Here is a 21856-nt window from a genome sequence, read left to right on the forward strand (position 1 = left end):
TTGCTTCGGTCTCCGGCATCTCCGGGTTAACATGAAACCACGTTCCTCATGACCTTAGCCGGCGCCACCGCCACGGCCTCACCACACCACAGTTCGCGAGCTGTCGAGCAGTCTGGACCTGCCTGGTTTCGCTGGCTTGCGCCCTCGATTGCCGATGTGATCTTTATCGCCATTTTTTTTGCCCTGACCTACGGTCCTCTCCAGACGAGGCTGTTAGGTGATGCCGGCACCGGCTGGCATATTCGCAATGGTCAGCACATTCTGCAGACTCGGGCCGTCCCGCGCGAGGACTACTTTTCTTACACCATGTTTGGCCAGCGTTGGTACTCCTGGGAGTGGCTCTACGATGTGGCGGCCGGGGCGACCGACTCGCTCCTGGGTTTAAATGGCATTGTTCTCTTGAGCGCTTTAGTGATCGCGGGCGTCTTTGCGCTTCTCTTGCGCCGCACCGTGGCCCGCAGCGGGCATCTGCTGAGCGCCGCTCTATTCGTGATTCTGTCGTTCATGGCATCGAGCATTCATTTTCTGGCACGTCCCCACTTGTTCACCTGGTTGTTCGTCCTGGTCTGGTGGGAGATTCTCGAGAATGCAACTTCCAGTTCCGAATCCAACCGTCAGAGTTTACGCAGTCTTCTCTGGCTTCCTGTGCTGATGCTGATCTGGGTTAATGTGCACGGGGGATTCATCGTCGGGCTTGCTCTGATAGGTTTGTACCTCGCAGGCGCTCTTTGGGACCGCTGGCGCGCTCCTGACAACGCCGCCCATGCGGTGGAAACAAACCGCATCCATAATCTGGGCGTCGCCGGACTGCTGACTCTGGCTGCGACCGTGGTGAACCCACACGGCTACAAGTTGTGGCAGCACATCTACGGCTATCTCACCAGCTCGTTCTACATGAACAATATTCAGGAATTTCTCTCGCCCAACTTTCACCATGCTGCGGAGAAATTCTTTGCCGCCGTTTTGCTCTTGAGCTTTCTGGTTCTGGCGTTGAATCGCCGCAAGCTGCGCGCCGCCCATCTTTTGGTCATTCTGTTCAGCGTGTACGCTGGACTGTACGCCGCGCGCAACATTCCCATTGCTTGCATCCTGCTAACTCTTACCGTAGCGCCGTTGCTTTCTGACGTTGTGGCAAAAGCTTCCTCGCAGCTTGCTCCAGCCGCAGGTTCGCTATTCTCCCGCCGCCTTTTGGCAAAACTCGATGGCCTCTCCGGTCGTCTGGCCAGGACCGAACTTGGCTTTCGCGGCCACATAGTTCCAGTGCTGTTTGTCGCAGGAACTCTGTGGGTGTGTGCCCATGGCGGACGTCTCGGCGATCGCCAGTTACTGAACGCACATTTCGATGATCACAGATTTCCCGTGAAAGCCGCTGATTATCTTGCGACTCACGGAGTTCAGCGGCAGGTCTTTAATCCCGACTACTGGGGCGGTTATCTCATTTATCGCCTGAACGGCTACCAGGTTTTTACCGACGATCGCCACGACTTTTACGGCGAAGATTTTGTCAAAGACTACATCAAGGTGAAAGATGTCCAGCCTAATTGGGAATCGGTGCTGGATCGCTGGCACGTCAATTGGGTGCTGATTCGTCCCGAGTCAACCCTTGCGAATGCGCTGAAAGAGATTCCTAAATGGCGAGTGGTTTACGACGACGGAGTGGCAATTATCTTTGGTCGCCGCTCCTGAGGGCTGAAGGATTTCCAATTACACGATTAGCAATTCCGCAATTACACATTACTTCGTGTCAATGTTGAACCCTAAGATCGCCTGCACTGCGATTGGGTTCTGTCCCTTGAGCGCTGGCCGGAACCGCCACCCTTCCAACGCCTCAAGCATTTTGGCGGTTACATTCCCGCCGGGTGTCTGCAATACCTTCAGTTCACTAAGATAGCCGGAGGGATTGATATTGCACTCCACCAGCACGCGTGACTTCTTCAATTCCGGCGGCAATTCGGTCTGTTCAGGTTCGGGTGGCGTCAGATCCTCGTCGAAGCCGCCCTTGGCCGGAGGCGCGGCGAACTGCAGCACTGCGATGCCCTGATGCGTATCTATGTAAATGGTGTAAACCTTGTCGCCCTTCAGGGCGCCGTAAAGGTTGAGTGCTCCGCCCGAACGCGCCGTCGCCACAATGGTGATCGCCGGGGGATGGATGGGCCGCTCACTGGGGGTGCGCGGTGGAGTGCTGGGCGCGTCCCCGCCGCTTGAGAAACTCGGCAGGTTGACCACGCCTCCCCGGATAGCGATCCCGGCTACCTCGGTCTTCCCACCGCCGCTACCCGCGCCGCCGTGCCCCGGGCTGCTGCTGATGCCGCTGTTGTTGGCGCGGTTCGCGCCAAATCCAATTCCCGTGTCTGTCGCGCCCGAGCCTTCACCCACTTTTCCGCTGCCCGGACCAGCGCCTGCGCCCGTTCCCGCGCCGCTGCCCTTGCCACCCAACCCGGCGGTGCCGTTACCGTCCGGAGACATGGCAATCGAGCCCGCGCCAGCGTTTCCCGGAACTCCGAGCTTGGCGCCTGGCTGCGACGAGGCCACTACACCCGACGAGCGTGAATTGCCACCTCCTGCAGGTGCCAACACTGGGCTGGCTCCCAGGCCCGCCATGGCATTCCCGCTCTTGCTTCCGTGAGCTGTACCCCCGGCCAGGTCAGGCGGAGGAGGCACAACCGCGCCTTCCCGGTCACCGCCAAAGGACATTGCTGGGGACGATGTCTTGCCCAGGCTGCCGCCCTGCGCATCCACCGGCGGGGGCACAACATCTTTTTTGCCGCCACCAAATAACGATCCTGCCATCCCCCAAATTTCATGTGCCAGGTTGGTGCTGCTGGGCGGAGGCTGGACCACGGTCGGAGGAGGCAGTGACAACTTGGCCTGGAGTTGCGATTCGCGAACCGGAGCGCTCACCGGAGGAGGCACCACGTTGTCTTTGATCTCCGGCAGCTTCACTTTTTCCCGCGCGATTCCAGTGGGCGCCGGATGAACCACAGTGGTTTCCGGCATCGCGGTTTTTGCCAATTTATCCCGCATCACCTCTGGCGCAGGATGCACCACGGTGGTATCCATCAGCGGAGCCTTTGCCAGCTTGTCGCGTGTTACCTCCGGCTGGGGAGGGACGGCGGAAACATCCATCAGCGCCATTTTCTGCAATTTCTGCCGCGAGACCTCAGGTGTTGGCGCAATCGCATCTTCCGGCAAGAGCAACTTAGGTTTGGAGAGCGGACGCAGACCCTCGGTTGGAGGCGGGCCGGGTTTGGCGGCTGCCACTGCGATCAGGTTCGCCACCGCATCGTCGCTGCGCGGAAGTTTCAGCTTGGGGGCGTCCACAACTTTTTCGGTCTGCGCATCGCCGCGCGCCACCTTGATCACCTGCGTGGGATGCTTGGCATGCCTGCCTCCGGCGCGACCTGTGTGCCCAGCGTGGGTGCCGCCGGTGTCCGTGGTCTGCGGCAGGTAATCGCCAGAGTAGTAAATAACGTCGTACTTGGGGCGCGTCAACGGCGTGTACGGCTGCATGCGCTGCAAGGCGCTTGGAATACTGATGGCCGCGATCAACAGCACCACTTCCAGCGCCCACGCGATCAGGATCCGGTAGCCGGGAAAAAGTCCAGGATTGCACTCGCCGCGAAGTTGTCGCGACGATTTTTGCATCGCTGGGCCGAGCGAGCTGGAAAATGCCGCCCAGCGCGGTTCCCACTCGATCAGGAAATTAGGAGCTTGGGTGAACACTTCATCCATGAGCAGAGTGTCGGGAGCTTCCTTCACCGCGAAGAGTTCGGTCATGCACCCTCCGCTTTCTTTGAAACTCCGAAGGCGATCTCAATCACGTCCCCAATGGTCGTGCCGGTGTTCCAGACGGTGTGGCAGGGCAGCTCGATGACGGTGGCCGCTTCCATCCGTATCGGCGCAAACCGCCATGGTTTTACGTTCTCTTCCAGATGGATAACGGTTTTCCCATTGTTGAGGTAAATGACGTCAATGGGATAGCGCATGGCCATTGTGTGCACCCCATGACTGGGAACGATCCAGAGGCCCTGGCCGAAGCGGAAACTCGTGGCCTCGGTTCCCATCAGACCGCGCAGCCGGCTCCAGTGCGTGTCAGCGACCAATAGCTCGGTCGCCAGGAACGCCTGCCGCGTGTGATTGAACGCATACCCCTTCCGCGAGTTCCCGGGCATTCAAAAATCTCCTAGACTCGGTCCTTTTGCCGGTTGTAGGCCACTAGTCCTAACAACAGCAGCACCACCAGCACCGCCACTACTCCCGGTGTCATTGTCCCAACTCCGGAAGCAGAACGCGGATCATCTGTATGGCTGCCGGGCCCAGACTCACGAAAAACATGGAGGGAAAAACAAACAAGACCAGAACGGGCACCATCTTGATGGTAGTTTTTGCAGCCTGTTCTTCAGCTCGTTGCCGCCGCTCGGTGCGCAACGCGTCTGAGTGCACGCGCAACGCCTGCGCGATGCTCGTGCCGAAGCGGTCGGTCTGGATCAGCACCGCCACCAGCGCCTTTATGTCATCCACGCCGGTACGCTCCGCCAGATTGCGCAATGCCTCTTGCCGGGCTTTTCCGGCGCGCATTTCCAGATTGACCAGGCGCAATTCATCGCTTAGGTCAGGATGCGCATGTCGCAGGTCTTCGCCTACGCGCTGCAAAGCCTGGTCCAAGCCCAACCCGGCCTCCACGCAGATCACCAGCAGGTCCAGCGCATCGGGAAGGGCAAGGCGAATCCGCAACTGGCGCTGGCGGATCTTCCGCTTCAACATGAAGCGGGGGACCATGTATCCGCCCAAAGGAAGTGCTACCAGCAACAATGGCGAACTGATTCCCACGCCGGTGACGACTGCGATCACCAGTGCGCCAAATGCCAGCATGGCGCGGAAGCCAAAATAGATAGTCAGGTGTTTGGGATCGCGGTAGCCGGCCTGCATCAGCAATACACGGGTTGACGATACCTCGGTAGGCGACTTGGGCAAAGCCTTAGAGAGCGGATCCATCACCTGCTCTACGCGCTCTTTCATCGCCGGCTTTTCCTCCGGCTGCGAGCGCTGCCATCCCAGTGAACGCAGGCGGCTGCCCAGTACAGAGGCCGGCGCCATGGTTGCCGCGCCAAAGGCGAATACCGCCGCGAAGACGGTTACGAACAGCAAAATTGCCAGTGTCAATGCCATAAATTAGACCTGTATCCGAATGATCTTCCGAATAAAGAAATATCCCAGCACCTGTAGCGTGAAACCCGCCGCAATCAGCCAATGACCCAGCGGGTCATAGAGCAAAGGCTTAATGAACTCCGGGCTCATCACTGACAACACAACCGCCACCACAATGGGCAGGACCATCAGCAGGATCATGGTCATGCGTCCCTGTGCCGTGTACACCCGCACCTGGCGCAGGATTTTGAAGCGCTCGCGTATCACGTAGGAGAGGCCATCCAGAATTTCTGCCAGGTTGCCGCCGGTTTCCCGCTGCAGCATCACTGCAGTGACGAAGAATTTCACGTCCACGATGGGCACCCGGTCTGCCAGGTTGAGGAGTGCGTCCTTCACTGGCAGGCCGAACTTCTGTTCTTCGTACAGCTTGCGAAATTCTCCCGATACCGGCTCTGCCATTTCGTTGGAGATCAGTTCCAGCGCCGTGGTGAAAGCGTGCCCGGCACGTACGGCTCGGGCCAGAGTGTCAATGGCTTCCGGAAAGATCTCTTCAAATTTCTGGAAACGGCTGGCGCGCAGAAAAGAAACGTAGATATACGGGATAAACAAACCCGCTATCGCGCCCAGTGCCCCAAACAACGGATTGGCGGTAATCAACACCACCACGCCCCACAGCAGCACAGCGCTGGCCACAGTAAACACCAGGAACTTGCCCGCCTTCATCTTGGTGTCTGCCTGCGCGAGCAGCCGTTGCAGGCCTGAGATTCGGGTCGAACCTTGCAGCAAACGATTCAGCGCGGGAATGTCGCTCAGCATCTCGTCGCGCAGCAATGCCAGCTCGTCGCTGGACGTACGATCGTTCGCCAGTTGCACGGTCGCCAGGCGTTCCCTCAGGACACGCGCATGAGAACCGCGCTGGTCCAGCAACGAAGCCAGCGAAAATACTCCCGCCGCCACCAGCACGAAAATTACTAACGCGATCAACGCAAGCAACATCTTCCTGCCTCCGAAAAACTTGGCCCGCTTCTACGTCTCCACTTGCGATTCGAACAGCGCCGCTCGCAAACGGCACCCACTGGCAATAAGGCGCTCGGCAAACTTGGGCCGAATTCCGGTCGCCTTCAGCACGCCCCGGACTTTGCCGCCCTCGCCCAGTCCCTTACGCTCGAAGGTGAACACTTCCTGCATGGAAATAACTTCGCCTTCCATGCCGGTGACCTCAGCAATGGACACCAATTTGCGCGTGCCGTCAGAGAGGCGCGCAATCTGCACCACTGCGTGGATGGCGGAAGCGATCTGCTGGCGTACCGCCCGCTCCGGAATATTCAGATTGGCCATGGAGACCATGTTTTCCACGCGGGAGAGCGCGTCCCGTGGGGTGTTGGCGTGGACCGTGGTCAACGACCCTTCGTGACCCGTATTCATGGCCTGCAACATGTCGAACGCTTCTTCGCCACGGACTTCGCCGACCACTATGCGGTCCGGACGCATACGCAAGCTGTTGATTACCAGCTGCCGCTGCCGAATAGCGCCTTTACCTTCAATATTGGGTGGGCGTGTCTCCAGGCGCACCACGTGCTCCTGCTTCAACTGCAATTCGGCGGCGTCTTCAATAGTGACGACCCGTTCTGAGTTCGGAATATAACCGGAAAGAACATTGAGCAATGTCGTTTTGCCGGCGCCGGTTCCACCCGAGATCAGCAGATTGAGCCGGCCCTTCACCATGGCGGCCAGCATCTCCAGCATGGGCTCAGTCAGGGTCTTGTTTTCGATCAGGTTGCGTGCCGTCAAAGGATCGCGTCCGAAACGCCGGATGGAGAGGCACGGTCCATCAATCGCCAGCGGCGGAATGATGGCGTTCACACGCGAGCCATCAGGCAACCGTGCGTCTACCATGGGTGACGATTCATCCACCCGTCGTCCCACTCGCGATACGATGCGATCAATGATCTGCATCAGGTGCTGATCGTCTTTGAAGGTGAGCCCGGTCGGCTCCAGCTTGCCGGCCCGCTCTACATAGACCTGGTTGTAGCGGTTCACCAAAATATCGGAGATGCTGGGGTCCTTCAGCAGCGGCTCCAGCGGACCTAATCCAAAAATCTCATCCAGGATTTCCCGGGCCAGCCGTTCGCGTTCGGCAAAACTTAGCGGCACCGCCTCTCCGTTCACGGAGTTGCGGATCAACGTGAGGACCTCTTCCCGGGCCGCCTCGTTCGGCGTGCGGCCCAATTTTTCCAGGTTTAGGCGGTCCAGAATCTTGCGGTGGAGATCAGCCTTGACCTGCTGGTACTCGGTCCGTTCGAAGCTTGCACTTGTTCCCAAGGTACCCATGAGTTACACCTATCCCTAAACCGTCTTGAACAACGACCAGGATGCGTTCTTTCCGCCATCGTTCTCCGTGAGCGCCGCCGCCAGCCCGGCAAAAGAACGGGCAATTTCTGAATGGTTTTGCTGGATTACGGGTACTCCCCGATCAATGGAATTCGATACCGCGAAATAGTGATTGGGGATCTTCCAAAGCAACTTTGCGCCCGTGGCCGCCTCGGCATCGCTCTCGCTGAACCCCGGAATCTTTCGAAACCGGTTCAGCACCAGCCTCACCCGCTCGCGCCCTCCCGATTCACCGAGATACTGCAGCACCCTCGAGGCGCTCCACAGTGAGGCCACATCGGTATGCGCCACCAGGAGCACGCATTCTGATAGATTGCAGACCAGCCGCGTGGCCACATCCAGCCGCGTCGAAGCGTCCACCACCACGTAGCGATAGTGGCCAACCAGCATGTCGAACAACGCGGCGAATTCGCTGGTGGTGGGCTCCACGCCGGCGGGAGCGCTCATGCCAGCCAGCAAGTGCAACGCATCAGGATGGCGCGTCATAAAACTTTCCAGCAGGGAAGTGTCCATGCGGTGCAGGTTGCGTAGGGCATCTGCCACCGTGAACAGCGGCTTAACATTCAAGTGAAGAGCGGCATGGCCCAGGGGGGCCAGGTCCACCAGCACCACGCCACCGTGAGAACCTTGCAGGGAAAGCGCCGTGTTTACGGCAACCGTGGTTGCCCCCGTTCCACCTTTGGCGTTGATTACGGTGAATACTTTGCCGCGGTGACCGCTTTCCGACCGTGCCTTGCGTTGCGCGGCGGTGAGTCGTACGAATGCTTCCAGCAGAGCGGTGGTGGTAGTGGGGCGCTCAATGTACTCGCGCGCTCCCGCGCGCATTGCGCCCACGATCACCTGCGGTTGCGACATGCTGCCAATCGCGAAAATGGCCGCGCTGGAAACTTCTGCCTTTAGCATCTCGATGGCTCGTATCGCCGGCGTGGGGTTCTCCGACGGGATATCAACCAGCAGTACGTCAGTCGCCAGGCTCTGAATGCGGCGCACCAATGGGTCCGTGGCCGCCACCGGCAGACTGGCGGCGCTGTGCACTGTGCGAGCTACGTTGGTCCCATCCACAAGCATTTGCAGCACCGAGCGCTGCTCCTCGTCCGTCGCCAAAATCACTACTGCCAGTTCTGCCATTGCTCCGCTACCTTCCCTGGGTGTTTAGGTGTCACTTGCCTCCGGTTGAATTCTGACCGCCGTCGAACTTCTCTTTGTCGAGGTACGGTTTCGGATGTTTGGGCAAAGGGGGCGCGCTTATCGAAGGCGAAATCCTGCGGGCCGTAACCAGGACCATCAGCTCCGAGTGGTTCTTCTGGTTGCTTTTGCTCTTGAACAGGTTGCCGATGATCGGAAGGTTCCCCAGCCCGGGAATTTTTTCATTGATGTTGGTCACCCGATTGTCCATCAACCCGGCGATCACAAAGGTCTGGCCATCCTGCATCTCGAGTTCGGTTTCTGCTTTCCGCGTGCTCAAGGCCGGAATCACAAAACCCGAGATCGTAAGCGCATTGGAGAAATCCAACTGGCTTACTTCCGGCGCCACCTTCAGGTGAATGTTGCCATTGGGCATGATGACGGGAGTGAATTTCAGGACCACGCCGAACTGTCTGAACTGTATGCTCACCGCGGTGAAACCCGCGCCAGGCTGTACCACGGGGAAGGGAAATTCTCCGCCCGCCAGAAAGCTGGCCTCCTTACCGTTCACCGCGATCAGGTTCGGTTCCGCCAGGATCTGCAGAAGGTTCTTCTGCTCCAGGGCACGCAATGTCGCGCCCAGGTGGAGATCGGGCCGGAAGAGAAACAGGTTCAAGGGGTCAAGATTGGGAAAGGTCGTAGTACCCGGAAGTCCGGGGGCGTGGGGCGTCACGTCTTTCAAATTAAATGTATTCGTGGAGCCAAATTGCTGGGTTTGTAGCATCCCGATACTGTTCCCGGCGCCAGTGGAAAATATATTCAGCCCGTACTGCGTCAACCAGCTCCGGTCCACTTCGGCGAATTTCACTTCCAACAAGATCTCCTGGGCGCCCACCGGGCCGAAGGTAAGGACGTTCACCACCGTCTTGCTGTAGGCATCTGCGATAAGCCCCGCGCGTTTCGCCACATCCTCCGTAGAGACGTGTCCGGAAAGGACGACCGCTGCTCGCGACGGGGTCACGTTGATCTGCTCATCAGGAAATATGCGGTGGATCTCTTCCGCGCATGCGGTCACGTCAACATCTACCCGCAGATCAAAGCTCCGTGAACGTTCCGCTTCATCCCAGATCAGCAACGAAATTTCGCCGGGCGCGCGACCGTGTACCAGGATCTGCGTGGGCGTCACTACAATTGCGTCCGCCACGTTGGGATCAGTGACCGAGACTCGCTTCAGGCGCTCGGTGGTGTTAATCAGCAAGGACTTGCCAACCATAACCCGCAACGGGGCCGGCCCCTGCTCTGGACTCTGCGCGTTGCTGGCTGAGGGGCCAGGAACCGTGGTTGACTGTTGCCCGCTGCCCGTGGGCAGAGTTTGCTCGGGTGAGGCTTGCTGACCGCTGGTTGCCGGTGCGCCCTGCTGCGTTGCTGGCGGCGTGGCAGTCGGGTTTGTCGCATTCGTCGCTTGTGCCAGCAGCAACGTGGTCGCCAGCACCGTCAGCCCGCACACACTCAAAGTTGCTTTGAAGAATCGCATTTTTCTTCCTCTCCGCTCACCAGCACTTGCTTGGGATATCGGGGGAGATATTCCGTTATTCGCTCAGTTTTCTAAAACTTGGTCGTGTCTCGCCTGTCACCTTTGATCATCTCGATCACGTAAACATTCGGTGAGGGCGTTGCGGCCGCTCTCCGCACCTTCGGCCGGCTTGGACCGACCTCTTTGGCAACCGGCATTTTGTAGAGCGACGAGTCCTTGATTACGCTCAGGTTCTCCTCGGTGGTGTCGAGTGGGTTGCGCAATGAGAGCTGGATTCTGCCATCCTGCCCCGCCATGGTTAACTTTTGCGCATCATCGGGTGACACCAGCAACGTGATCACCGGCACCTGTTGCGGCTCGCCTTGAGAATTGCGCTGCAGTCTCTGACCCGCCGCCAGCACTTCCACATTTTCGAGGACAGTGGTGGTCAAAGGTTCGTTAGTGCCTTTTGGATTACCGGTGAGCAGGACGTCAACTCTGGTACCCGGAACCACGAAACCGGCAACCGACACTACATCGTTAACGCGGACCGAAACCGCGCGCATTCCCGGCGGAATCAGCGAAGGCAGTCCTGCGCCCGCATTCTCCGCCGCCAGTTTGCCCGGCAGGACGAATTCGCCCTTGCTGATCGGCAGGATCACCCCCCGGCCCAGCAATTCACCTTTATGCTGGTAATAACCCGCAGGCAGTTCGCCGCCTGGCAGCTTGATCTCCCGCAGGTTTTTGTCCTCAATCTTGGAGCCGACCTGCATGTCCGTGGCAGCCACCACCACTTGAGTGTTGGCCTCTTTCACACTGGCCACGGTCTTGCGCAAGGTGTTGTACACCACGTAGCTGACCAGAGCGCCCAGCCCCAGCGCCATAACACCAATCAATAACAGGCGATTGCGGTTCATCACATCTCCTCGTTCAAGCTCGATTCATTCAATCGCAATGAAGGCCCTAGAACAATCACCAAGAGTGCAGTTGCCTTCGGGTTTTGGTTCATGGCCGGAACACCGCAAAGATGGTTCCCAGAGCTGCGGCCACCCCAAACGGCGCCCGGACCATGGCTGCATTGCGTACATTGATCCCGGGATGGGCTACCGCCCCTCTTCCCGCCAGCCACTTCACCAGTTCTGCAATATTGCGTAGCATCTGCTTCAACATTCCTCGTCGCACCGCCTGCGCCACTCCAATGACGGCCGCGGCAAGAACGGCCACTTCCATCGCTAGGATCCAGCGATCCAGGCCTAGCAAGGCGCCCAGCGCGGTAATCAGCTTTACATCTCCGCCGCCGATCGCCCCGAGCTGAAAAAAGCTCAGTCCCACCCCGAAGGCCACTAGTGTGGCAATCAGCGCAGACACAAAGCCACCCGACACCAGATGGAACACCAGGCCGCCCAACACCGCTAAAGTGGTCATCCAGCGCGGAATCTTCCGCCAACGAATGTCACCGATGGCGACGGTGAGCACAAACGCCAGGATCAGAGCGTTCCACATGGTCGCCTGGTCCGCTCTTAAGCGATGTACTAGCAACCCCGCTGTCGCCATTGTGCAAACCATGAATCCAGCCTCCACTCCTCGGCCTAACTAAGTTCCGATTGAACTGGAAACTTGCGAGAACACGGTGTTTGACTTCGTTCCTATCAACCGAATCGTTCCCACCACAATTACCAGGATCACCGCCAACATCACTGCGTATTCGGCAATGTCCTGGCCTTCATCGTCCTGCCACATCCTGCGAATTACTTCCGTCATTACCGCCTCCCCTATGGAGATAGTTCGAGCCTGGGGCTCGATGCTGCTTCTTACCTGCAATCCAGAGCGCTTCCCGAGTACCCGTAGGAGGTTTTCTTATGCTGCAGAATCAGCAACTTACAGGATTTTATCGCGGAGCGGGCTGAGCGGTGTCTTAGAACTAAGACACTGCGCCAAGATTACTGCTGCGTAACAGAGACAGTTACTGACGTGCCTACCCGCGTTGAGAGAGCAGGACTTTGCCGCCATTAAGACTCAGTCTTATCCATTTTTCAGCGATTGCCCGTATGCTCACGGGAAAAAATTACTGCCTGTTTGTTCTCATACAATTTCTTCCACCCGGAATCGTATTGCAGAATCCGGGATAGGCCGCTCTGAGGGGGCACTACCACCGTGGCCACTCCAAACATCTCCAGCCGCTGGCGCCAGGTGTGATCGTCGGCGTTCGCGATGTGCGAAAAGGCTTCCATTAGTTCGTCGCCATACAAGTCGGTTCGGCCATCCGTGAACACCCGATACTTTGGGTAGAGCTTCCAAATAAAGTAGCCACCCCAATCGTAATAGTTGAACAGGTTAGGCGGCGGCTGGTTTTGCGCCAGGAAAGCGGTGGCTCCCGCAGGAAAGTACCTTGCCTCCAGGGAAGGCTGCTCTCTTACCACGTAATTGAAACGAAATAACATAAAACCGGTCATCGCCAGCAGCAGCACAACATTCAGGGCCAGCTTACCAGCTGCGGCGCTCTGGTCGTCCGCCTTGAACCACTTCCAGCCTTGATCGTTCATCCACCCCACCAGACACGCGCACACGATCGGCACTGCCACAATGGCGAAGATGGGCACGTGCCGCACCGCGGTTAGGGCTCCATAGGCAGTCCCAACCAGCATGAGCAACTGCGCCGCTCGTACCCGCCTGCCCGCTAAGGCCAAGGCCAAAAAGCTAAGCAAGAAGAGCGCTAGCAAGGGCTTGAACTCTACCTCATGAAAATTCGGTGAAGCCCATTCCTGAATAAAATCCTGGATGCCATGCGCACGCAGCGTTTCCAAAGGATAGATGTACAACCGCAGCCCGTTAGGATTCAGCGGAACCAAGGCCAGACAGATAACGAAGACCAGCGCCAGCGTTTTTGCCGGAGCTTTGACATCTTCCCAGGCACGAAGCCCCAATCCTACCTCTAACAACCATCCCGCGAGCGTTACGCCGATCAGCACCAGACCTATGGCATAACCAGCATGCAGGTTCACCCAAAGGATGGTTAAAGGCGCCATTAGCCAAAGAAAGCGGTAGCGAGCCGGCGACTCGATCCCGCCTGAAAGGCCGGAATTGTTTTCAGCGCGATCGAGTAAGAGGAGAAAAATAGCCGTCAGTAAGACGGAAAACATCTGTGGTCGCAGTCCCCAAGCTGGACTGCTGGCCATCATTCCCAACAAAACAATGGGCGCCGCGACGTAAGGCCGGCCTGCACAGCGAAAAAAAGTAATTGCGAACGCGCCGCCTGTTGCCAACCCAAAAAACAGATTCAGCCCCGCCCAACTGGTCCGTTTGTAGACCAGATACATGATGACTTCAGAGAGCCATTCATGGGCGATCCAAGTCTGACCAAATTTTGTGTAGGAGAAGATATCTCGATGTAGAACGCTGTGGCTTTGCGCCATGTACTGGCCGGCGCGCAGATGCCACCACAGATCTGGATCATGGCCGCCACGCACCGTCAGGATGAAAAATCCCAACAGCAGGATGATGGTGAAGACCCGACGCTTGGAAAGCAGCGGGCGCAACTCAGTTGCTGATATCGTGATCGGACCGGAGTGGCTCAGGGACTTCAAGTTCGTCAATCAAGCGGTGCAGGGAAGAGCGCGCGATCTTCAAAGAACGGGCGGCTTGCAGTTTATTATTGCCGAATTCCTCCAGCACTCGACGGATCAGTCGTCGCTTGAATGCGCGCACTTCCTCGTCAAAGGAACCGTCTTCCATGCCCACTTCCCATGCCGCAAATTGTGACGGCAGGTGCTCGATGGAAATCTCAGCATCGTCGCAGATTACCACTGCGCGCTCGATTACGTTCTGCAGTTCGCGAATGTTACCCGGCCAATCGTATTCTTGCAGTGCTGCCATCGCAGCCACTGAAATTCTTCGCGCGGGTCGGCGATGACGTTCGCAATGGCTCTGCAGGAAGGAATAGGCGAGCACCACGATGTCGTCCCGCCGTTCTCTTAATGCCGGCAGATGGATCTCGATGGTGTTCAAGCGGTAGTACAGATCAGCCCGAAAGCTGCCCGCTTTTACCAGATCGCCCAGGTTGCGGTGAGTTGCGCAGATCACACGCGCTTCCATGGAGCGTTGCTGGTTGCTGCCCAGGCGCTCGAAGGTGCGCTCTTGCAGCACCCGCAGAAGCTTCACCTGCATCGCCGGGGAGAGCTCACCTACTTCATCCAGAAAGATGGTGCCACGCTCTGCCGCTTCGAATCGCCCACGGCGCGCCGCCGTCGCCCCGGTGAAGGCACCCCGCTCATGCCCGAAGAGCTCAGCCTCAATCAGGGTTTCCGGCAAAGAGGAACACGCAACCGCGAGGAAAGGCTGCTGTGCCCGAGTGCTGGCATGATGGATCGCGCGCGCCAGCAATTCCTTTCCGGTTCCAGTCTCGCCTGTCACCAGCAATGTGGAATCGGTTGCCGCCACCTTGGAGGCGAAGCTGTAAATCGCCCGCATCTTTTCGTCCGTACCTACCACCGATACAAAATCCGTTAGGCTCGCAGCCGATGCCCGCAACTGCGCCAGTTCACGATGAAGTTCATGAAACTGTGCCGCCCTGCGCAGCACCAGCCGCAATTCTTCCAGGGATGCACTCTCCACAAAATAATCGTATGCCCCGGTGCTCAAGGCCTGGCGCTTGGCTTGACGGTCGGTTGTGGATAAGAATGCGACCACCGGCACCGCCGCCGGATTTCGGACCAGAGTCTGCAAACCGGTGAGGCTTGCTTCGAATCGGGATTCGTCCGGACTGGGCAAACTGGTGATCAGCACATCGCACTCCACCAGTTTTTCCCGCTCTGAGAGTTTCGCTGGAAGCAGCAAAAAGCTGTCTCCCAATTTTTCGCCAAGAATCGCGAAAAACTCCTCCCGTTCATCCACAAAATGACACTTGATCACTGCCACTAAACTCCTCAAAGCCGGTTTTTCTCTATCTGCCCAACCGTCCGCAGCCGCGACTGGAGCGGCTTTCGGCAATAATTACAGGCCCCAGGTGACGTGGCCTGAATACTATCAGCAGAATTCAGCCGAGACAAACAAAACGGCCTGCTTAGGGTAAGAACAGTAAGTTAGACGGCTATGTTCGGAGTGTGCAAACTATTGCACATCGGCATGCCGTGAGCTGCCACTAAGGCGTTAACCTATGAGGCGACCCTGCGGCCCCGGCCCCTCTCGAAGCGGGGATTTCCACACCCTTCACTAGATTTCCACCGCCGTCTTGGGGCGGTGCGGTCGGAACCGTTATCCCGGAACCATAAGCTGTTAATTTGACAGGCTTAACATCCGGCTGCACAAGCCAAACCCGTCTGTCTTTAAAGTAACGGATTAACTCCTGATCGCTTTGGAGGTCGATTTCGCGCGCCCACAACACCTTGGCGCCCTCTATTTCAGCGCCGTTGTACACCCACTCCCGTTGCGGATTGTGCCCTGGAAGATAACGGACGAAGACCAGGTGCGAACCGGGCGTCTCCTCCAACCGGCGCTTCAGCGCCGCGCGATCCGGATCGCCCCGCGGCCACAAATCCGGCACCGGAATGTGCAGCACAACCGCGCCCAGGCGCAGGAATACAAGCGCGACACAGCCCACGATTATGGTGCGCGCCAGGAGAAGACCCACCCTCCTACCATTCCATTTCCAAACTCTCATGTGGCGGAATCCCTGCATCACAACCGCATACAACGCGCAAGTCAGAGGCGCGGCATAATGTGGTTGGATCCAGCCCTCCAATCCCAGGGCCAACGCGGTCGCTGCGAAAACCAAGAGTGGTATTCGGACGCGCCGGTCCTTGAAAACCCATCCCAGGTAAAGCAGCGGCAGCGTCAGGCACGGCGCGAGGTAGAAATACCAGTTCACCAGCGCCTTGCGAGCAGTGAATGCCACCAGATCACTGCGGTTGGTCAGGAACATGTGAGGTTCCCATTCCAGGTAAAAGATCCGCATGAGCTGATTGTGAAACGTAGGCGCATGTGTGCGAATGGACTGCCACAGCATCACTGGCGTAATCGCGTACGTCTCGCGGGCCACCTGGTAAGGCATGTGCCATGGGCACCCAGTACCTCGCCAGAAGTAGTAGCCCATGGCAGCGAAAGTCACTGCCATCACCCCTGCAATTGGCAACACAATTCGCTGAATTGAAACTTGAGATGGCGGACCTTTCTTGCCCAACATCCAAATCAGCAAAGCAACCGTGGTTGCACCACCGAAGACCAAGCCCTCAAAAGGGCGGCTGTTGGCCAGAACAGCCAGCCCGAGCGCAAACAGAACAGCATCCCGCACGCGTTGTCGTTTCTGGATTCGCGGTAATGCGCCTAATACCAGGCAGCCACCCGTCGCCGCCACTGCGCCGCCCCAATAAGAATCAATCCAATAGTTAAATAAGCCGATGGTCAGGGTCGCGAAAATTCCTCCCAGCAACGCCCACCGCAGTGGCATCCATCCCTGCAACATCCAGCAGATCCCGGCGCACATCACGGCAACGCTCAGCCACACACCGATCCACGGGTGTCCCAACACTTCACCAAGTGCTAGCGTCAATCCCTGCCCGACTGGGTACATGGACATGTAGGTGGGACGCACAATAATGTGCACACTCTCAAAGTGCATCCAGTGAGGAGGGGTAGGATTGGTCATTCGCCCGTGCGCGAACGTGTCTGCGGCGAGCAGATAGCTGAATTCATCGTGAATTGCAGGAACCGGAACGCCCAGCAGAGGCAGCATTGCCGCCCTCAGAGCGAGTGCCAGAAGTCCCACGCTAACGACTGACAGCACCGGTCGGCGGCTTAATTCGCTGAAAGCTTGCGCAATAATCTCCGGAGCCGATCCCTTTGGCGAGCCATTGCCGCTCCACGCCAGAAACCAGGCGCCTGCCCAGCGCAGCGCAATCATTGTGGCTGCCGATCCTGCGATCACGATCAGGACCAATTCCAACCATTGAAGGGTCATCTGAATTGAAGGGTCATCGCTTACGCTATACTCCGCCCATGCCTGCCGTGCGCGGCGTTTCCTTGCGGCGCAGTGCCGTTCGCAAGCACTCTCTCCCCCTGACTCTGGCGACTATGCTAGAGCTATTCGGCGCTCTGCCTCAGGAATTCGCTGAAGGGTACCTTGATTTTATAATTTTTTTCACCGTCGGCAAGATGCTACTTCTCGCAAAGACGCGCCGGATCGCGGTGAGTTGAGCACGCAAGTCCAAAGGAATTCTTTGACTCAAAACCCGTCGTCGGCAAGGAGTCCAGGTCCGCTGCGAAAGTGGCAGTCAATTCTTGCGCCCGAAAATCTCCACTTTGTTCTCACAGGCGCGGCTGTCGCTTTCTTGATTCCCATCCTGCACCGCGTTCATTTACCTGTGCGATGGGATCTGGACCAGATGCTTAACTCCTACATAATCCTCGCTGTCCAATCTGCCGTACTCGCAACGGTGTTGTACGCCATTCAAAATCCCAAAGAATTGTTGATCAGCTTCCGCAACCAGTATTGGCTCAACAAGCCGAAATTACTTATCTTGGCCGCGTTCGTTGCGATACTTGTTCTGGTGGTCGGAGCTAAGTTTGCAGTCCTGATCACGGTTGAGACGCTCGCCGTCCTCGAATTAATGCATCGCGATCGTCTGAAAACTCCAAACAACCAGGAACGGCTCGCCCACCGAATCATGGGATTACTTCCTGCCGCTGCTTACTTGTTCTTCGGCCTGATAATGGTTTTCACCTACAACAACATAATTGTGAGAGTTCGGTATTACGGCGCTTACGACGAGTTCTTTAACTGGCTGGACGTAAGGCTATTCGGGACCACAGTTTCGGCCCTGGCCCATCACGCAGCGGAAGTGTTGCCGGCTGGAACCTTATCCGCCCTGAACTTTATTTATTTCGGGATGTTTCCGCAGATCGGGACGACCTTGATCCTCTGTGCAATGTTGTCGGGTCGGCGCCGGGCCATGCAATTTGTGGGAGCCGTTCTCTTCGCCAACTACCTGGCGCTCATCATCTTTTACTTGTGGCCAAGCCACGGGCCATACGTCTTGTGCAGCCACCATTTTGAAAGACTGCGCTACGACCTAAGCTCATATCTCAGTCAGAAAAACATGCTCGCTAATGCTCGCTACCTCTGGCAGCAAAAACCAGTTCATAGCATTCCTATGGCCTTTTATATCGCGTTTCCCTGCATGCACATCGCACAACCGCTGGTGGTGCTGTGGTTCATCCGAAAATGGAAACGGATTGCAAGCCTGTTCGTTGCTTACGATGTTTTATTACTGGCTGCCATTCTGTTGCTGGAGTGGCACTATTTTGTTGACTTGCTGGGAGGAGTCGCCGTAGCTGCTGCGACCATCTTCGTGATGAGTAGGGATTCCGGCCCAAGGGCCGGCGAGAAACAAATTGCATGGGCGCGGACCGCGGGACCATACTAGTGCGCATCCGCGATTCTTCGCGAGAACCGTTCTGTTGAATTCACCTTCGCCAATATTAACAACGACAGTTGCCCGGCCTCCCATGAGCAGCGGCCTACCAAAATCCCATGCTCGCCACCTCTGGGCAGTCGCGGTGGCAGTGATCTTTGCTGCCAGCATGTGGTTTTACGTGCTGGGTATTCTGGTTCCTTATCAGGTTGCGGATGCCGCACGCACCGGCCAGCCGCGCGGCAACCTTTCGGATCTCTATCCGCGCTGGCTAGGCGCACGCGAATTGCTTCTCCACGGCCGCGCTCCTTATCGCGACGACCTCACGCGCGAAATTCAGATAGGTTACTACGGTCGGGAGCTCGACCTTTCCCGGCCCTCCGACCCACACGATCCACAAGCCTTTGCCTATCCAGCCTACATAGTTTTTCTGCTCGCTCCCACCATTCATCTGGATTTTTCGTTGGTGCAGGCGGCGTTCAACTGGTTGCTGATCGCGCTCATCGTCATCAGTGTTCCGCTGTGGCTGCGCGCCCTCAATGTGCGCTTTTCAAGAACGGGATTGTTCATAGCCACCACTCTCACCCTGGGCTGCTATCCCGTGGTACAGGGAGTTAAGTTGCAACAGCTCACGCTTTTAGTAAGTGCGATTCTTGCCGCGGCTGCCGCGGCGCTCTCGGCGGGCATGCTCATTGTGGCGGGTGTTCTGCTGGCTATTGCGACCATCAAACCACAACTGGTGCTGCCGCTGGTGGTTTTCCTGGCAGTATGGACATTGAGCGACATTCGCCACCGGTGGCGGTTAGCTGCTGGTTTTACTGCGACCATGTTGTTGTTGGTCGGCGGCGCTGAAATTATCTTGCCCGGCTGGGTAGGTGAGTTTTACCGGGCGACTCTGGCCTACCGCCAGTACACGCGTGGTACATCATTCCTTACCGAAGGGTTGGGTCCCTTTACTGGCCAGACCCTGACCGTGCTCGTCGTGTTATTGATGCTTTTTGTTTTTTGGCGTGCGCGACGTCAATCGCCTGGCTCGCCCGCTTTCTCTCTCGCGCTGTGCTTTGCCTTGGGTGGGAGCGTGCTTCTGACCACATGGCATCCTTACAACCAGGTGCTGTTCGTCCCCGTGGTGATGCTCCTACTCAATTGCTGGCGGGGAGTGTTTCGCGCCAGCAGGGCTACGCGCTTGTTCTACTTCGCTGTCGGCGGCCTCGTCGTATGGCCGTGGGTTGCAAGTACGGGCCTCACCTTCGCCTCACTCATATTGCCTCACGAAACCGTCCAGCACGCCTGGACTCTCCCCCTCTACACTACCTTGAGCATTCCCCTGGGAATGATGGCTCTGCTCGGATTGCAGGCCAGGAGCGCCTTGCGAGGGACTGCTTCCGGTTAAACCAGCCTTTGGCTGGCCACAAAGCACGATATCCGGTATTGCAATCCTTCAAGCCAAGGTTTACGCTTTTGCGACGATTCAAGCCGGGGAGCGACCCGCGCCGTTGCGCCCCGAAATAGCTCTTCGCCACAAAGGCCATCAATGGCAATGCCCAGTGTAGCTGGCCCCATCTCCGACCCAGGTTCAGGGGCTTTTCCCAAGCTCCTTCTCGTGCAAGGTAGTGAAACTCGCCCGCTTTTGCTCGACCACTCGCCGTTTACCGTGGGACGCAAAGCAGAAAAGGACCTGGTCATCACCGATCCTCGGGTTTCACGCGATCACGCCGTAATCACGGCGGAGAATGGCGAGTTCTTTGTTATTGACCAGGGCAGCAAGCACGGCACTTTTCTCAACGGAGAAAAGGTACAACGAGCCCGCCTGCAGACCAATGATCGGCTCGAATTCGGCGCCCGTGACGGCGGCTATCTCGTATTTCAACCGCAGACCGCAGAGAAGAGTTCCGCCCGCGAATTTCTGAGTCAGATTTCCGACCTCAACATTACTCAAAACACTGATTTGGAGAAGCTGGCGCTATTCCTTGAGGCCGCGCGCAAACTCAATACGACCGGTGTACTGGATGAGATTTTGGTTACCCTGGTCGAGTCAACTCTGCGGCTTACCGGTTCTGAGCGCGGCTACGTTTTCCTGCGCGAGCCAGACGGCAGTCTTCGACTTGCTGCTGGACGTAACGCGGAAGGCATGCCGCTACTGGACGACAAGACGATCTCCCACTCCATCCTCGATGAGGCCATCAATTCCAACTCCGAGTTTCTGGTGTCTGACACCACGAAGTCCACTGACCTAGCGGCCCGCAACAGCATCATCGCTTACGACCTGCGCACGGTGATCTGTATTCCTCTTCGCAAGATGCAGGTCCAGACCAAGCAAGCGAACCGCAAGCTCGAAACCGGTAATCTTGCAAGCGAAGTGATGGGAGCACTCTATCTGGATGCTCGCTATACCTCGCGGGCCATGTCTGGGGTGGGGCACGACATCCTCCACGCCATCGCCCGTGAAGCGGCGGCGCTGGTGGACAACGCCCGGCTGGTACAGGCGGAGGAAGAGGCCCGCCGCTACCAGCAGCAGATGGCAATCGCCGCCAGTATCCAGCAGGGCCTGATGGCGGTCACCATTCCGGAAGTACCGTTCGCCCGCCTGCACGCCCGCAATATTTCCTGTAAAGAGATCGGCGGCGATTTTTACGATGCTGTCAAAACCGAAAATGAACTTTCAGTAGTCATTGCTGATGTCTGTGGGAAGGGAGTTACCGCAGCCATACTGGCCTCGACTCTGCAGGGTATGGTCTATTCGCATCTTCTCGCCAGCATGCCGCTGACGGAAATTGTGAGCGCCGTCAACCGCTTCTTCTGCCAGAAGCACATCGGCGAAAAATACGCCACTCTCATCATCGTTCGCATGCACAGCGACGGACGTCTCGAATACGTGAACTGCGGCCATGTCCCTCCGCTGGTAGTCAGCGAGGGGAAAGTAGCCCGCCCTGAGGCTTCCAACGTACCCGTGGGCCTGCTGGCTGACGCGGCTTACGAAAGCGGCGAATGCCGGATGAACCCCGGTGACCGCCTGCTGTTGGTCACCGACGGCGTCACCGAAGCGGAAAATAGTAATGGCGAGTTTTTCGAAGATTCCCGTCTGCAGGAAGTGGCCGCGATGTCTTCATTCGAAGAGATCTTCAAGTGCGTGAATGCTTTTTGCGCCGGCACTCCCCTGGCCGACGATTGCACCATGGTTGAGCTGCAATACACGGGCTCCGGGCGCCTTTCCGCAAAAACCCAGGCCTGAAACTTCTATTGACAGTCCGCGTTTTCTAACCAACACTACCGG

17 protein-coding genes are annotated in these 21856 nt (G+C 57.6%); 4 read left to right on the forward strand and 13 right to left on the reverse strand.

What is annotated here, in order from left to right; genetic code table 11:
• Nucleotides 1-48: 48 nt before the first annotated feature.
• Complete coding sequence (locus VFA76_17360; GenBank protein ID HZR33617.1) at nt 49-1686, forward strand: hypothetical protein; 1638 nt, start codon at nt 49-51, stop codon at nt 1684-1686.
• Nucleotides 1687-1734: 48 nt separating this feature from the next.
• Here the strand turns inward: VFA76_17360 and VFA76_17365 are convergent, their stop codons facing one another.
• From VFA76_17365 to VFA76_17425, 13 genes are all read right to left on the reverse strand, one after another.
• On the reverse strand, nt 1735-3777 hold the full coding sequence (locus VFA76_17365) for a hypothetical protein (protein ID HZR33618.1): 2043 nt from the start codon (nt 3775-3777) through the stop codon (nt 1735-1737).
• Nucleotides 3774-4172 carry a DUF192 domain-containing protein gene (locus VFA76_17370; GenBank protein ID HZR33619.1) on the reverse strand — a complete coding sequence of 133 codons (399 nt, stop codon included), beginning with the start codon at nt 4170-4172 and terminating at the stop codon, nt 3774-3776. Before VFA76_17370 ends, VFA76_17365 begins: the two co-directional genes overlap by 4 nt.
• Before the next feature lie 91 nt (nt 4173-4263).
• Nucleotides 4264-5169: a type II secretion system F family protein gene (locus VFA76_17375; GenBank protein HZR33620.1), complete on the reverse strand. Its 906-nt coding sequence runs from the start codon at nt 5167-5169 to the stop codon at nt 4264-4266.
• 3 nt (nt 5170-5172) lie between these two features.
• Nucleotides 5173-6144 (reverse strand): type II secretion system F family protein, encoded by a 972-nt coding sequence (locus VFA76_17380; GenBank protein HZR33621.1) that lies wholly within the window; start codon nt 6142-6144, stop codon nt 5173-5175.
• Nucleotides 6145-6174: 30 nt separating this feature from the next.
• A complete protein-coding gene (locus tag VFA76_17385) occupies nt 6175-7479 on the reverse strand; it encodes a CpaF family protein (GenBank protein ID HZR33622.1) in 1305 nt (434 codons plus the stop codon).
• A 15-nt stretch (nt 7480-7494) separates the two neighbouring features.
• Nucleotides 7495-8667 carry an AAA family ATPase gene (locus VFA76_17390; GenBank protein ID HZR33623.1) on the reverse strand — a complete coding sequence of 391 codons (1173 nt, stop codon included), beginning with the start codon at nt 8665-8667 and terminating at the stop codon, nt 7495-7497.
• Nucleotides 8668-8698: 31 nt separating this feature from the next.
• Nucleotides 8699-10198, reverse strand: coding sequence for a type II and III secretion system protein family protein (locus VFA76_17395; protein HZR33624.1), 1500 nt, complete (start codon nt 10196-10198; stop codon nt 8699-8701).
• 71 nt (nt 10199-10269) lie between these two features.
• Nucleotides 10270-11094: a Flp pilus assembly protein CpaB gene (gene cpaB, locus VFA76_17400; protein HZR33625.1), complete on the reverse strand. Its 825-nt coding sequence runs from the start codon at nt 11092-11094 to the stop codon at nt 10270-10272.
• An 88-nt stretch (nt 11095-11182) separates the two neighbouring features.
• Nucleotides 11183-11743, reverse strand: a complete 561-nt coding sequence (locus VFA76_17405) for an A24 family peptidase (protein HZR33626.1) — start codon at nt 11741-11743, stop codon at nt 11183-11185.
• Nucleotides 11744-11770: 27 nt separating this feature from the next.
• Nucleotides 11771-11938 carry a Flp family type IVb pilin gene (locus tag VFA76_17410; GenBank protein HZR33627.1) on the reverse strand — a complete coding sequence of 56 codons (168 nt, stop codon included), beginning with the start codon at nt 11936-11938 and terminating at the stop codon, nt 11771-11773.
• A gap of 272 nt (nt 11939-12210) precedes the next feature.
• On the reverse strand, nt 12211-13761 hold the full coding sequence (locus VFA76_17415) for a hypothetical protein (GenBank protein HZR33628.1): 1551 nt from the start codon (nt 13759-13761) through the stop codon (nt 12211-12213).
• Entirely contained in the window at nt 13715-15091 is a 1377-nt protein-coding gene (locus tag VFA76_17420; GenBank protein HZR33629.1) for a sigma-54 dependent transcriptional regulator, read from the reverse strand. The genes VFA76_17415 and VFA76_17420 overlap by 47 nt, the downstream gene beginning before the upstream one ends.
• Before the next feature lie 223 nt (nt 15092-15314).
• A complete protein-coding gene (locus VFA76_17425; GenBank protein ID HZR33630.1) occupies nt 15315-17129 on the reverse strand; it encodes a hypothetical protein in 1815 nt (604 codons plus the stop codon).
• Between the two features lie 424 nt (nt 17130-17553).
• Between VFA76_17425 and VFA76_17430 the strand changes: the two genes are divergently transcribed.
• The 3 genes from VFA76_17430 to VFA76_17440 all read left to right on the forward strand — a co-directional run bounded on the left by VFA76_17430 (nt 17554) and on the right by VFA76_17440 (nt 21814).
• On the forward strand, nt 17554-18594 hold the full coding sequence (locus tag VFA76_17430) for a phosphatase PAP2 family protein (GenBank protein ID HZR33631.1): 1041 nt from the start codon (nt 17554-17556) through the stop codon (nt 18592-18594).
• A gap of 82 nt (nt 18595-18676) precedes the next feature.
• Entirely contained in the window at nt 18677-19975 is a 1299-nt protein-coding gene (locus tag VFA76_17435) for a glycosyltransferase family 87 protein (protein HZR33632.1), read from the forward strand.
• A 141-nt stretch (nt 19976-20116) separates the two neighbouring features.
• On the forward strand, nt 20117-21814 hold the full coding sequence (locus VFA76_17440) for a SpoIIE family protein phosphatase (protein HZR33633.1): 1698 nt from the start codon (nt 20117-20119) through the stop codon (nt 21812-21814).
• The last annotated feature ends 42 nt before the right edge of the window (nt 21815-21856 follow it).

The sequence above is a fragment of the Terriglobales bacterium genome (assembly GCA_035651655.1).
Classification (GTDB): Bacteria; Acidobacteriota; Terriglobia; order Terriglobales; family Acidobacteriaceae; genus DASRFG01.

Excerpts from the sequence above, each read along its gene's own strand:
- VFA76_17360 (HZR33617.1), top strand. The coding sequence starts at position 49 with ATGACCTTAGCCGGCGCCACCGCCACGGCCTCACCACACCACAGTTCG.
- VFA76_17365 (HZR33618.1), bottom strand. The coding sequence starts at position 3,777 with ATGACCGAACTCTTCGCGGTGAAGGAAGCTCCCGACACTCTGCTCATG.
- VFA76_17370 (HZR33619.1), bottom strand. The coding sequence starts at position 4,172 with ATGCCCGGGAACTCGCGGAAGGGGTATGCGTTCAATCACACGCGGCAG.
- VFA76_17375 (HZR33620.1), bottom strand. The coding sequence starts at position 5,169 with ATGGCATTGACACTGGCAATTTTGCTGTTCGTAACCGTCTTCGCGGCG.
- VFA76_17380 (HZR33621.1), bottom strand. The coding sequence starts at position 6,144 with ATGTTGCTTGCGTTGATCGCGTTAGTAATTTTCGTGCTGGTGGCGGCG.
- VFA76_17385 (HZR33622.1), bottom strand. The coding sequence starts at position 7,479 with ATGGGTACCTTGGGAACAAGTGCAAGCTTCGAACGGACCGAGTACCAG.
- VFA76_17390 (HZR33623.1), bottom strand. The coding sequence starts at position 8,667 with ATGGCAGAACTGGCAGTAGTGATTTTGGCGACGGACGAGGAGCAGCGC.
- VFA76_17395 (HZR33624.1), bottom strand. The coding sequence starts at position 10,198 with ATGCGATTCTTCAAAGCAACTTTGAGTGTGTGCGGGCTGACGGTGCTG.
- cpaB (HZR33625.1), bottom strand. The coding sequence starts at position 11,094 with ATGAACCGCAATCGCCTGTTATTGATTGGTGTTATGGCGCTGGGGCTG.
- VFA76_17405 (HZR33626.1), bottom strand. The coding sequence starts at position 11,743 with ATGGTTTGCACAATGGCGACAGCGGGGTTGCTAGTACATCGCTTAAGA.
- VFA76_17410 (HZR33627.1), bottom strand. The coding sequence starts at position 11,938 with ATGACGGAAGTAATTCGCAGGATGTGGCAGGACGATGAAGGCCAGGAC.
- VFA76_17425 (HZR33630.1), bottom strand. The coding sequence starts at position 17,129 with ATGACCCTTCAATGGTTGGAATTGGTCCTGATCGTGATCGCAGGATCG.
- VFA76_17430 (HZR33631.1), top strand. The coding sequence starts at position 17,554 with ATGCTTAACTCCTACATAATCCTCGCTGTCCAATCTGCCGTACTCGCA.
- VFA76_17435 (HZR33632.1), top strand. The coding sequence starts at position 18,677 with ATGAGCAGCGGCCTACCAAAATCCCATGCTCGCCACCTCTGGGCAGTC.
- VFA76_17440 (HZR33633.1), top strand. The coding sequence starts at position 20,117 with ATGGCAATGCCCAGTGTAGCTGGCCCCATCTCCGACCCAGGTTCAGGG.